The organism is Muricomes intestini (assembly GCF_004346165.1).
In the GTDB taxonomy this organism is placed as follows: Bacteria; Bacillota; Clostridia; order Lachnospirales; family Lachnospiraceae; genus Muricomes; species Muricomes intestini.
In genome coordinates, this window is sequence record NZ_SLZZ01000035.1 from 17,092 (window position 1) to 29,321 (window position 12,230).

Below are 12,230 nucleotides of genomic sequence, written 5' to 3' on the forward strand. Positions count from 1 at the left end.
TATGGATAATGCAAGATGGTTATTGTGTCCTATATGTAAAAACAAAACACGGGTTAAAATTCGAGAAGATACAGAGCTGAAAAACTTTCCATTACTCTGTCCTAAGTGCAAACAAGAAAGTTTAATAAATGCCAAACAATTTAATATATCCGTTATCAAAGAGCCAGACGCTAAGACGCAGAGCCGATGAACTTGTGAGCGATCATAGTACATCGGCTCTATTCTTTTATATAGGTTAGTAGACAACAGCCCACCAAATAAAAAAACGATGCTTTGGTGGGCAGTATAGCTATGCCTAAATGAGTTCAGCCCTCCAAGCCTGTTTGAGTTTGGAGGGATTTTTTATGTGTTGGTCTAAAAAAACCACACCGCTGCTTGTTATTAGCGGCAACTATATATCTACATACCTCCTCTGATGCTATGGTAAACGGTTTAAGCGGTGCTTTGGGAGTTATCTCCTAAGCTAATCGGCGTATCAAAACCACTGATACGCCAAGTACATAAAAAGCCCACAAAAGGCGGCAACCTCTTGTGAGCTGAGAATTCTGACGGAGACGGTGGGCTTCGAACCCTCTGCCGTTTTGAAGAATCCAGTAAAAAGGAGGGTTTTGGCATCGCCTGTTTCAACTGTACTCAATATTCTACTCAAAATATGATTCAGACTTCTGCACCTGCTTTTCAGCTTTGGAGATTAGTGTTAATTTATGAACAGGTACCCCTGGCTGTACAATAGAAATAGTGATGCGTGGGTCAAGGCTTTCCACTTTTACTTAAAGTGATATTCGTCATCTTCAAATAATATTGCTGCCCAATCCTGCCTGTCTTTCAATACCCTCAGTATTGTCACTGTTTGGGTTTCAGTATCTACGACGAAAAAAATATTATATGTATCGTATGGTTTTAAACGAATCTCATAGCCTCTATACTCAAAAGATACTCCTCTATACCCAAAAGGAAAAGTTTCCAAGCTTTCAGCTTTTTGATAATAACAATTCAAAAAATATTCAGCAGCCCCAGAGTTCTGAAATTCCTTTATCATATAATATGCTAATTGAAATAAGTCTTCCTCTGCTTCAAGAGTATGCTGTATTTTATACTTCATGCTTCTTCAATTTTTCCTTGATTCTATCCATAGAATCTCTCAATGGGAGTATCCTGCCTTGCTCCATATCATCTATTCCCTTGTCTAGTTTTCTTAACAACTCAGCTTCCTTTTTTTGATAAAACACTTTTTGTTCTTTTGCTGGTAGTGCCATAAGCTATACCCCCTTACTAATATTTCTTCAACCTATCCTTTTCAGTATATTATAATATTCTTTACCTTTTCGGAGTTAATCTTGTAAATAACTTTTTATTCTTTTTATATTATAACAGATATGATGTTAAAAAACACTATCTTATTTATTTCACCCAAGACTTTACAGCGGTTATTTACTTTCTCAACTGTCAGAGATGAGATATAAAAGACCTTTTGCCGAAACCAGCTTTCACCTTTGGAGATTAGTGTTTATTTATAAACAAACTCTATTAAAAATGAATGTTGAAGTACTGATTATAATATCTCAAAAAATTTCAACTTCGTTAAAATCTACGTTACCACCACATGTAGGCGAAATGGCAGAAAGCCTATGTTTAAAGCTTTCTGCCATATTTACTTCAAAACTTGAGTTTCTTTCATACTAACCGCTCCAAATATTTTTGATAAAACCATGCTGCTTATCATTACATTTGCTTCTGCCCAGATCAGCAGAAATGCCAAAATAAGGTATCCCACGCTGGCCGGGAAAACCAGAACAAGCAGAAACGGAAGCAGCCATATTCCCAATAATAAAACAGTCTGAGGCAGATTTCCCACAGCAATCAGAAGAGCGTTTTTCATACTGTTTTTTCTTGTATTTTCGAAAAAAGCAGTAAGCGGATAGATGTAGATGCTTTCCGCCGCCCATAATATTCCTGCTATTGTAAGTGCCATCCTTGATATGTCCTGAATCCAGCTGCTCATATAAGCCGTAATGTCAAGTTCAAAATGCAGGAAAATTCCCAGAGTCAGCATAAGAAGCCAGACAGGTGTACTCTGGCCGAAATTTTCTTTCCATGCACGCAGAAATTCCCCTGCGATGCCGCTCCCTTCTCCTCTTAGGACTTTGAATGTGCACTGATTATCTTTTTTTGCATCTTTTTTCATCAGATCACCTCATAAACCGCCGTTCCATATGCAGGAAGAATCACGTCTCCCATAACAGATTCTCCTGTATACAGCAACTTCATTTCTTGTTTCAATGTAACACTTACCGCAAAAGACTGGAAATTCAGTACAAATAAAAACGTCTTTCCATCCTTTTTCCTCATCACGACTTCCACTGTATTAGGAGCCTCAATCCATGCAGCAAACGGCTCAATCACCTCCGTATACTTCAGAAGCTGTGTAACATTCTTCCTGGAAAATGCACTTCCCAGGTGCAGGACACGCCCGCCCCCTACAGAATGTTCTATCAGAGCCGCCTCGCCTTTATAATAGGAGTTTTCATATGAGGCAAGCACCCGTGCATCTTCTGATGCGTCCATAATATCATTGAACACCGGCATTTCCATCTTCTCTTTATTCCAGATTGCATAGACTTCCTCTTCAGCGGAGCTTGTAAATGTGAAATCTTTTACGTCCGACCCTGTAAGTTCTTTTAAGAGTCCCGGCTGCGGCATCATGACACATTTCCCGTTCAAATCTTTATAACCGGAACGGCATCCTATAATCAATGTTCCGCCCTGCTCTACATACTGCTTCAGAAGATCCACCCGTTTCTTTTCCATCAATATCGGATGCGGATAAAATACAACCGGGTATTTTATCAGATCTTCTAGCTCGCTATCCTCCTGAAGATATACCACATCGTAAGGTGTATGGTTCAGCTCGGATGCAATAAATATCTCTTCCTCACTGAAAGAATTCACTCTCTCATGCCATACGTCCACTTCTGTATCCCACTCATTGTCATAGTCCTTCAGAAGTGCAAAACCAGCCACATACTGGGAGCCGCATACAGGATTCAATGTTTTTAGTTTTTTGTAAAACTCCTTGACCTCAGCCAGTTTCCGGTTATCCCGGTTATCATAATCCAGAATTCCGTGCCAGTAAATTTCTGTCCCGAATGTACAGGTACGCCATCTGAAAAATGAGATGAAATCGGCTCCCTGTGCTACACTCTGCATCGCCCAAAGTGTCAGCTGTCCCGGTCTTGGTGCAGGCCCTTCCATGCGGGTGCTCCATCCGTTAGCCCCGGACTGCTGTTCCATGATTCCAAAATGAGGGCAGATAGAACGAACCTCATGCAGATGCTTCGTCCACTTCCTGTCATTTAGGTCTGTGGCGGTTTTCGGATATCTGTCAAGACCAAAAGCAAAGCTTGGGTAGGAATCATATGTATACACATCCAGACAGTCTTTCTGCATCCTATGATTGTCCACATTCCAAAACATCCCATTGGTTGTGATAAAATCCTCCGCCTTGATATATTTCCTCAGAATCCCCGCCTGCATGCCGCAATATCTTAAAGTACTGTCAGATATAAACCGGAAATAATCCAGATGCATATGGGGATTCACCCCTTTGTTCAGCGTCAGCCTTGGGATATAAATCTGTTTCCAGTCCGTATAAGTCTGATTCCAGAATACCGTTCCCCATGCCTGATTCAATGCCTCCAGCGTCTTATATCTCTTCTCCAAAAATACACGAAACGCTGCCGAATCAGCCTCGGAATAGAATTCACATGTCTCACAGTTCAGCTCATTGTCCACCTGCCAGCCTACAACAGCCGGATGAGAGCCATAGTGTTCCGCAAGCCAGGTCACGATTCTAGCCGACAGCTCCTGATAGACCGGTGCATTGTAATTATAGTGCTTGCGTCCGCCATGGCGGTACGGGATTCCCTCTATATTGCAGTTTAAGACTTCCGGATATTTTTCCGTCAGCCAGGCTGGGGGAGTTGCTGTAGGGGTTCCCATAATTATCTTCATTTTCTTTTCCAGACAAAGCTCCAGAAATTCATCAAAAAAATCAAACTGAAACCGGCCTTCCTCAGGCTCAAACAGACTCCACGCAAATTCTGCAATCCGGATGACTGTAATTCCTGCATCCAGCATACGATTCAAATCATCTTCCCATAACGTTTTATCCCAGTGTTCCGGATAATAGCATACCGCCATAGTCATTTCTTTCCACTGATAATTCTGCTTACTGTTCATATTCCCTTTTCATTCTCCTTTTCACGAATTTTATTTTTGCCATCTTAGTGGCGAGATACGACATTTTCATTATAATCACAGAACAGGGAGGGTTTGACCCGGAATATTAAGCATTTGTTTCATATTTCGAACGCTGGTACTCCGCATAGTAAATGCACTAGGGCTTCTCAGCGACCGGTTTCCACCGTGTAACCGGAATCCGGAAAGAGATACTCGTCCCCTTTCCCTGAACGCTTTTTATCTCAAAACTGCTTTCCTCTCCATATAACAGTTGAAGCCGCCTGTACACATTCTTCAGTCCAATTGCATTCCCTGATTGACTGTCTTTGCACTGTCGAAGCAACATCTCCACCTGCTTTTGTTCCATTCCTCTCCCGTCATCTACTATCACAAACATCAGCCAGTCATTTTCAGCTTTTATGGATATCTTGAGGATTCCTTTTTCAATCTGATTCTCCAGTCCATGGATGATACTGTTCTCAATCAGCGGCTGCAGCAGGAAGCTGGGCATATAATACTGCAAAACTTCCGATGCCACATCATACTCTACACCGATCTTATCTCCAAAACGGTAGTCCTGTATCAGGAGATAGCTCTTCACCGTCTCCATTTCCTCCGCTACGGTAATCATATCTGCCCTTTGGATGCTTGCCCGAAGAAGCTTTGCCAAGGATACTGCCAAATCAGACACCTTTTCATTCCCGCCCGTAAATCCAAGCCAGCTGATGGTATCCAGGCTGTTATAGAGAAAATGTGGATTGATCTGCATTTTCAGAAATTCGATCTCCGCCTCTTTATTTGCCAGCTCCAGGGAGTATACTTTTTCCATAAGATTCTGAATATTGTCTGCCATCTCATTGTAAGCGCAGCCAATCTGACCAATCTCATCGTTCCCGCTTACTTCCACACGAGAATCCAGTTTTCCCTCTCCAAATTCAGACATACTCAACAGCAGCTTCTTGGTAGGCCCTACCAATCTGCGTACTACCACGGTAGTCACTATAAAAGACAGAATCAGCGCCCCTGCCAGCAGAAGTCCCATCTGCAGGATACTTGCCGCCACTCCGTCCCGGAACTGTTTCGCACTGACCGTGCAGATCAGCGTCCATCCATTTTCGAGTGTTTCGCCTGTGTAATAATAACTTTTCTCTCCCGTTCCCGGATCTTCTATCGTTGATTGCTTTCTTTCTCTTAGTTCCTGAATCTCATAGGGAAATATGCTGCCTATCAATTCCTGGTCGCTGGAGCAGACTGTCTCTCCCTCCTGATCCACCAGATATACCCTGCCAGAATAGGCACTGGAAACAGTAGAAAATTCATCGCCAAAATAATCATTCTGACAGATAATAACCATATACCCCAACGGTTTCATATTCGCAGTGCTTAAAATTGCCCGGCACATACAGACATAATTGGCATCCCCGGCAAGGCTCCAAAGCGCGCCCCCATTTGCCTCATATATTTCATCACTTCCAAAGGAATACTCTAGAAATTCCCGGTTTGTAGTCCCGATAAAAATCTCTTCTCCGCTCAGAGAATAAATCCGAAGTGACGTGATTCCATTGATGTTGAATATGCTTCCCCTTATCTGATTGGAAATGGCAGCCTTGTTTGTCTCAATGCTCCCGGTTCCTTTCTCCTTGTCGTAGCCGCCTCTGTTTTTGTTAATAATCCCTAAGTTTTCCTGCACGGCGCGGTCAACAATCACGGATACCGACAACTGGTCTATCTGTTCCATCATATTCGAAACGTTTGCTGCCGCAAGCCCGGTCACATCTGCCATATGGGAATTTGCCTGCTGCTTATACACCTTGTCAAATCTGAATGTAAAGAAACAGAACACACCTACGCTCGTTACAAAAAGAAGCACCACATAGGCAGCAAGCATTTTATACCGTATACTGTAAAATCCTTCTCTCCTTTTCATACACCTACTCCGCCTGCTTCCTGCTCAACTGTTCCAGGATATAATGAAACCGAAGCTGGGATTCTACATGTTCTTGTTTCTTAAAGTCAGAAGGGCTGCAGGCAAAGACTCTTTTGAACACCTGTGAAAAATACCTCTGGTCGTTGAACCCGGCTTTCAGGCACGCTTCATTTACCTTATCTCCGTCGGTCAAAAACTGGACCGCGTTGGTCAAGCGGATTGCAATAAGAATATCGATGAAAGAATATCCCGTCTCCTGTTTTACCTTCTTAGAAATATAGTTGGATGAGAAATGATATTTTTCCGCAAAATCTCTCTGGGAAATCGGCTCTGCAAACTGCTCTGCCATGTCTGATATGATTTCCTCCATCAGCCCGCTAAGCTTTGGAAAATGATTTCTCACCTGAGAAAGTACATCTGTTTTTCCCATCATTTCTTCGTGTTCCCTTATGATTCTTGCCTGATAGCGCTTCTGTTCCAGCTGTTTCTTCACCTTCTCCACCGTCTCCAGGATTTCTCTTGGGTGGAACGGTTTCAGAAGATATTCATACACGCCGCTTTGAATAGCCTGTCTTGCATACTCAAATTCAGAGAAACCCGTCAACAGTATCACTGCGGTGTCGATGGAATACTGCTTAATCATTGCCGCCAGTTCAAGCCCCGTCATCCCCGGCATACGGATATCAAAAATCACGATATCTACCAGTGCCGACAGCAGCAGATCCCTTGCCTCTTCTCCATTTCCCGCAGAGTACACTTCCTCAATCCCGATAGATTTCCAGTCCAGGCTCAGAAGTCCATTTCTTATCAATAATTCATCATCTGCAATTAACATGTTCATATACTCTATTCATCTCCTTCAGATATACATTTGTAACACTTCAAACCCAATACAGTTGCGCATATTTGTTGAATCCAGTATAACATTTCACGGGTAAGTAGAACATACAACGATAACCATTAACTGCACAGTTACATATGACGTTATCATTTACTGGCTGCGCCTATCCTTTCACAGCCCCTGCCACCATTCCTTCCATAATGTATTTGTGAAGGAATATATACACCAGAATACTTGGAACAATTGTAATAATGACTGCTGCAATCTCTCCCACATAGTCGGTGGAATACATGGACTGGAAATTCGTCAGACCAACCGGCAGTGTCATCATTTTGCTGTCTGTCAGGAAAATCCTTGGCAGAAGCAGGTCATTCCACACGTTGATAAACTGTACCACTGCCACTGTCACAATAGATGACTTGGCAATCGGGAGTACGATTTTCGCAAAACATTTATAAATGGAGCAGCCATCCATAACTGCTGCCTCTTCCAGTTCCCTTGGAATGGAATCCATGAACCCGCAGATTATGAAGATTGCCATCGGAAATCCCACGGCTATCTGAGGAATAATGACTGCCAGATAAGTATTCAGAATCCCCATATTCTTAAACACGGAAAACAGTGGAATAATCAGTGCATAAATTGGAATCATCATGCCAAGCAGAAACACGTTATAAGTGACTTTGGAAAGCTTCCAGTACATTCGACTGATTGCGTAGGACGCCATGGTCGCCAAAATAACCGTTATAAGAACTGCCGCCACTGCGATAATTACAGAGTTCCCAAAGTAGCGGATTACACCACCTTTTACTACCGCATTGATATAGTTGGTCAGGCTCCATGTCTCCGGCAGCCCCCATGTATTGAAATAGAGTTCCTGGTTTGTCTTAAAGGATGCCAGGAATAACCAGATCAGCGGGTAGATACACATAATTGTAAAAGCAATCATCAATACATATTTGATTCCAAGCCATATTTTTTCTAAAGGACTTTTTTTCATGACTGCCCCTCCTTTCAAGAATCTTTCTCGCTCTTAAATACCTTATTGGACAAACCGACCGAGCAGATACATAACAGCATCAGAATAACGCCAATTGCACAGGCATAACCATATTTCAGAATATTAAAGGCTTCGTAATACATATAGGTAGACATTACATCCGTTGCGTGATTCGGTCCTCCCCCTGTCATGACTGCCACTAAGTCATAATACTTCAGAGAACCTGTGATAATCAGCACAGCATCTATTTTCAGAATCGGTTTGATCATGGGGAATGTGATGGATTTAAACTGCTGCCATGCCGTGGCGCCGTCAATTTCCGCCGCCTCATAATAAGAAGAATCAATATTCCGCATTGCTGCAAGCTGTATGATCATATGATAGCCCACATACTGCCACATCACGACAATGATTATACAGAACAGCGCCAGATTTTTATTTGAAAGCCAAACCTGCTGCAGGTCCCCAAGACCAATCAGCTTTAAAAATGCATTTAAAAGACCATAGTTTCCATTGTAAATAAAGCTCCATGTCAGACCGACTGCTACCCCGCAGATTACACTTGGCAGGAAAAACACAGTCTGGAAAAATGCCGCGCCTTTGATTTTCTTAAAGATTGCATTTGCAAAAAACATAGCCAAAGGCATGTGTGCAATCAGAGAACCCACCACCATAAGGATGTTGTTTCTGAGTGCATGCGTAAATGTTGAATCCTGAAACAGTGATATATAATTTTTTAACCCTACGAATTTCCCCGGAGACATCAGATTCGTGTCAAACAGGGACATATAAACGTTATAACCGATTGGAAACAAGGCAAATACTGCGTATATGATAAATGCCGGAAGTACAAAGACTGCAATACTTTTCTTATTTCCCAAAACGCTTTTCATGCTGCCACCCCTTTCAAACGCCCGATTGTGGGCACAAAATGAGCCGCCGCAAAGCCGGCGGCCCATTTTGACTCTTATTTTTTCACACTCGCTACTCATTTGCCTCTGCATATTTCTGCAAATTGTCTAATGTAGCCTGTGGGTCTTCCCCATTTGCGATTGCGATACTGCTGTTGTTGAACTCATTTCCAAGATCCGTATTCATACGGTCAAACCATGGGGTCAATGCAGTCTGCTCATTGAAGCATGTGATTGCATCTTTGCTGAGGCTTGAAAGCTTGCTTTCATCTAAATCAAATTTAGTAGCAGGCATACGTCCATAATCATATAGCAGCATTGCTGCGTTGTCGGCATTTGTCCAATATTTCAGAAGAGCTACCGCCGCATCTACATTCTTACAGTTTTTTGTCACTGCAAAGGAGTTGTCCAGAGAGCCTACTGAAACATTTGCATTTACTTTGTCAACTGGCGGCATTGTGAAGCAGCTCACATCATCAGCTACCTGGCAGACATCTTTGTTGTTCAAGTTAGAAATTTCCCATGTACCATTGAAATACATTGCAGCCTGCCCGGACTGGAACAATGCTTCTGCCTCAGACCCGCTGACTCCGGTGAATCCTTTTTCAAAATATCCGGCATCAACTTCTTCCTGGAAAAGCTTTGCCGCCTGTACCATAGCATCGTCATTCCATGATTTTGTTCCTGCTTTGATTCCTTCAAACAGTTCATTTCCTGCAATACCATCTGATAACTGCTGAATATACTGTGAAACAAGCCATGCATCATCTGCTGTGGATGCCAAGGCTACTGGTGTCACACCATTTTCCAGAAGTGTATCACATACTTTACGGTACTCGTCATATGTAGTCGGAACAGAAAGACCATACTTTTCAAAAATCCCTTTGTTGTAATACATGGTTGCCATACACTGTGCGGTAGGAATTCCATATACACTTCCGTCATAAGTCTCCTGCTCCAGAGTTCCGCTGTTGAAGCTATCTGCCCATTCCTGATCTTCGTCCAGATACTTCTGAAGATTCTCAATCTTCTCTCCGTCCACGAAGTTTTCAAGATATCCAAGCTCCCATGTAAAAATGATATCCGGCTCAGAATCTGAAGCCATCATGGTTGTCAGCTTTGTCTTATAATCAGAGTTGCTGACAAACTCAGGTTTGATCGTAACCCCATATTCATTGGATTCGTTAAAAGCATCAATCAGCTTCTGATACCCTTCCACATATGCATCGGAAGCAGCTCCGTTTAACATCATGCTTAAAACTTCTCCCTCCTTGGAATCCTTTGATGAAGAAGAATCTGCATTCCCTTTGTTCCCGCATCCTGCAAGTAATCCCAGACATAAAGCTCCTGTTAGTAATATTGCAATGCCTCTTTTCATTCCATTACCTCCATTTGTGTTTGTTATAAGAAAAGTAACTTTTCTCTCCCTTATCTGATATTTATTCTAAGGTAACATGCTGATATTTTTAAGAGAGAAAAAGTGACACTTTTGTTTAATATTTTGCACAAAATAATTTTAGCACATTTCTTGTTAGTAAATTTGCACAATATCGATTTTAGTGAAAGTCACGGAAAATGAATAGGATACTTTTGATTTCGAATTAAAACAAAAGCCGTAAAATATGCCTTTAAAAGCGTGCTTTACGGCTTATTATGTTATTTCTATTGATTGAGTTGTTTAAGAACCTATTATGACCATTTTCTCCGGCAATGGTCTTCCGCAATAGTTCAAGCATCAGGATTAGGATTGTATTTACGAAGATTTTCAAGAACAAAGTCTTGATAGGCGGGGTGACCGCCAGAGTTAACAGGTAACAAAAAATCGCCTCCAATCGAAAAATGTGTGCCGCCCGCAAGCGAACGGTACTTATTGATCAATAGGCGTGAAGCGCTGCATTTTTCGAATAAACTGTCAAGTGTTTTTTGACAAAAAAGTGGGGGATTTTAATAAAAAAGGGATCTGAAAGCCTTGAATTTACTGGCTTAGAGATTCCGAGAGATTATAATATAGGAAGGAGGTTGAATGATAGTGCTCGAAGAAAAATGGATATTGTGTCCAGTCTGTTCCAATAAAACCTGTCTTAGAGTACGAGAAGATACTATACTTAAAAACTTTCCTCTATTCTGTCCCAGGTGTAAATAGAAAAGCATAATTAACGTACACCAGTTAAATATGTCAGTTATAAAAGAGCCAGACGCTAAGATGCAGAGCCGATAATCGTGAGTAAAATCACAGTTATCGGTTCTTTTTTGTTTGAAGCAAATACAAACCTTTGTTTACGGTAATGCAGAACATATCCTTTCACCGACGGTTTTAACACTCAAATCAAAGCCGTCGTTTTCCTTTTCAAAAATAGAATTGTGAAGGCGCATTAAATTACCTTTTTCAAGGGCATATTATAACCGCCGGGAAGCCAAACGATAATGGCAATTGTCTAATGTAGTTTTTGAAATTCTATTATATAATCTCAACCCAGACTTTATAAAAGTCATAACAAACGAGCTCTTTTGCTGTCGCAAGAAATCTGCCAATGATAGCACCTGTTTTGTATCCTTGTTTTTCAAGGTTTTTCCTAATTTCGTCCAAATTAGTATTATAAGGTTCCTCACGAGTGACCCTTAATAGACATTGCATATATTTTTTGTTGTTTTCTTCTCTTTCCCATATAACATTAGATGATTCAGTAATGGCAGACACAGACATTCCATATATGGGGATAAATTCAGAATTATCCATATCAGGTGAGAGATAAATAATAAAATTGTACGGATTTTGAAGATATGTGTTAAATAAATAGCTATCGTCTATTTGATAAAAAACTATTTTATCAATATCCGGCTCACTTTCAGTAAAGGAATGTTTTTGTAGCTGTTCCACTTGCTGTAATTTATCTTTTCGGGACTGCAAATTCTTTTTGATTTCGCGTAGGCTTTTGATTTTTTCATTAACAACCTGTATTTCTTGACACAATACATCTTCCCATGCGTCAACGTCCCATTGATACATTTCTTTTAGTTTTTTAACAGGCATATTCAGTTTTCGGTAAAGAGTTATGTCCAAAATAGTCAATAACTCTCTTAATGTATACACTCTATAATCGTTATTTTCATTCCGCTCTAACTGAATTAGGTTTTCAGCGTCCCAATATCTAAGCGTCGATTTGGCTACTTGAAAAAGTTTGGAAACGTCGCCAATGCTATATTTTTTCTTCATTTAATTCACCCCTCGTATAATAAGTTTGTAAGCAAGAAAAATACAGCTTACAGACTTATTCTTTTTTGGTATAGAGGTAAGGATATCTCTGAGGATTC

The 12,230-nt window shown here is 41.2% G+C and carries 11 protein-coding genes and 1 pseudogene; 2 read left to right on the forward strand and 10 right to left on the reverse strand.

Annotated elements, in window-relative coordinates:
- The first annotated feature begins 1 nt into the window (after position 1).
- The gene (locus tag EDD59_RS15965) at positions 2-190 is read left to right on the forward strand and encodes a cysteine-rich KTR domain-containing protein (RefSeq protein WP_132383695.1); all 189 of its coding nucleotides are present in this window, start codon (positions 2-4) and stop codon (positions 188-190) included.
- Between the two features lie 576 nt (positions 191-766).
- Here EDD59_RS15965 and EDD59_RS15970 read toward each other — a convergent pair.
- The 9 genes from EDD59_RS15970 to EDD59_RS16005 all read right to left on the reverse strand — a co-directional run bounded on the left by EDD59_RS15970 (position 767) and on the right by EDD59_RS16005 (position 10,296).
- Positions 767-1,102 carry a type II toxin-antitoxin system RelE/ParE family toxin gene (locus EDD59_RS15970; protein ID WP_132383697.1) on the reverse strand — a complete coding sequence of 112 codons (336 nt, stop codon included), beginning with the start codon at positions 1,100-1,102 and terminating at the stop codon, positions 767-769.
- Positions 1,092-1,256, reverse strand: coding sequence for a hypothetical protein (locus EDD59_RS17885; RefSeq protein ID WP_165920974.1), 165 nt, complete (start codon positions 1,254-1,256; stop codon positions 1,092-1,094). The genes EDD59_RS15970 and EDD59_RS17885 overlap by 11 nt, the downstream gene beginning before the upstream one ends.
- Positions 1,257-1,651: 395 nt before the next feature.
- Positions 1,652-2,185: a DUF624 domain-containing protein gene (locus EDD59_RS15975; RefSeq protein WP_132383699.1), complete on the reverse strand. Its 534-nt coding sequence runs from the start codon at positions 2,183-2,185 to the stop codon at positions 1,652-1,654.
- The gene (locus EDD59_RS15980; protein ID WP_132383701.1) at positions 2,185-4,239 is read right to left on the reverse strand and encodes a beta-galactosidase; all 2,055 of its coding nucleotides are present in this window, start codon (positions 4,237-4,239) and stop codon (positions 2,185-2,187) included. The genes EDD59_RS15975 and EDD59_RS15980 overlap by 1 nt, the downstream gene beginning before the upstream one ends.
- A 157-nt stretch (positions 4,240-4,396) precedes the next feature.
- Positions 4,397-6,166: a cache domain-containing sensor histidine kinase gene (locus EDD59_RS15985; RefSeq protein ID WP_132383703.1), complete on the reverse strand. Its 1,770-nt coding sequence runs from the start codon at positions 6,164-6,166 to the stop codon at positions 4,397-4,399.
- A 4-nt stretch (positions 6,167-6,170) separates the two neighbouring features.
- A complete protein-coding gene (locus EDD59_RS15990) occupies positions 6,171-7,007 on the reverse strand; it encodes a response regulator transcription factor (protein ID WP_132383705.1) in 837 nt (278 codons plus the stop codon).
- A gap of 163 nt (positions 7,008-7,170) precedes the next feature.
- Entirely contained in the window at positions 7,171-8,007 is an 837-nt protein-coding gene (locus tag EDD59_RS15995) for a carbohydrate ABC transporter permease (protein WP_132383707.1), read from the reverse strand.
- Between the two features lie 14 nt (positions 8,008-8,021).
- Positions 8,022-8,900: a carbohydrate ABC transporter permease gene (locus EDD59_RS16000; protein WP_132383709.1), complete on the reverse strand. Its 879-nt coding sequence runs from the start codon at positions 8,898-8,900 to the stop codon at positions 8,022-8,024.
- A gap of 91 nt (positions 8,901-8,991) precedes the next feature.
- Complete coding sequence (locus EDD59_RS16005) at positions 8,992-10,296, reverse strand: ABC transporter substrate-binding protein (RefSeq protein WP_132383711.1); 1,305 nt, start codon at positions 10,294-10,296, stop codon at positions 8,992-8,994.
- A gap of 645 nt (positions 10,297-10,941) precedes the next feature.
- On the opposite strand from EDD59_RS16005, the pseudogene EDD59_RS18215 reads away from it, so the two are divergent.
- Positions 10,942-11,136 (forward strand): annotated as a pseudogene (locus EDD59_RS18215) (cysteine-rich KTR domain-containing protein).
- A 240-nt stretch (positions 11,137-11,376) separates the two neighbouring features.
- Here the strand turns inward: EDD59_RS18215 and EDD59_RS16020 are convergent.
- The gene (locus tag EDD59_RS16020) at positions 11,377-12,132 is read right to left on the reverse strand and encodes a MerR family transcriptional regulator (protein WP_132383713.1); all 756 of its coding nucleotides are present in this window, start codon (positions 12,130-12,132) and stop codon (positions 11,377-11,379) included.
- Positions 12,133-12,230 lie beyond the last annotated feature (98 nt).

Excerpts from the sequence above, each read along its gene's own strand:
- EDD59_RS15965 (WP_132383695.1), top strand. The coding sequence starts at position 2 with ATGGATAATGCAAGATGGTTATTGTGTCCTATATGTAAAAACAAAACA.
- EDD59_RS15970 (WP_132383697.1), bottom strand. The coding sequence starts at position 1,102 with ATGAAGTATAAAATACAGCATACTCTTGAAGCAGAGGAAGACTTATTT.
- EDD59_RS17885 (WP_165920974.1), bottom strand. The coding sequence starts at position 1,256 with ATGGCACTACCAGCAAAAGAACAAAAAGTGTTTTATCAAAAAAAGGAA.
- EDD59_RS15975 (WP_132383699.1), bottom strand. The coding sequence starts at position 2,185 with ATGAAAAAAGATGCAAAAAAAGATAATCAGTGCACATTCAAAGTCCTA.
- EDD59_RS15980 (WP_132383701.1), bottom strand. The coding sequence starts at position 4,239 with ATGAACAGTAAGCAGAATTATCAGTGGAAAGAAATGACTATGGCGGTA.
- EDD59_RS15985 (WP_132383703.1), bottom strand. The coding sequence starts at position 6,166 with ATGAAAAGGAGAGAAGGATTTTACAGTATACGGTATAAAATGCTTGCT.
- EDD59_RS15990 (WP_132383705.1), bottom strand. The coding sequence starts at position 7,007 with ATGAACATGTTAATTGCAGATGATGAATTATTGATAAGAAATGGACTT.
- EDD59_RS15995 (WP_132383707.1), bottom strand. The coding sequence starts at position 8,007 with ATGAAAAAAAGTCCTTTAGAAAAAATATGGCTTGGAATCAAATATGTA.
- EDD59_RS16000 (WP_132383709.1), bottom strand. The coding sequence starts at position 8,900 with ATGAAAAGCGTTTTGGGAAATAAGAAAAGTATTGCAGTCTTTGTACTT.
- EDD59_RS16005 (WP_132383711.1), bottom strand. The coding sequence starts at position 10,296 with ATGAAAAGAGGCATTGCAATATTACTAACAGGAGCTTTATGTCTGGGA.
- EDD59_RS16020 (WP_132383713.1), bottom strand. The coding sequence starts at position 12,132 with ATGAAGAAAAAATATAGCATTGGCGACGTTTCCAAACTTTTTCAAGTA.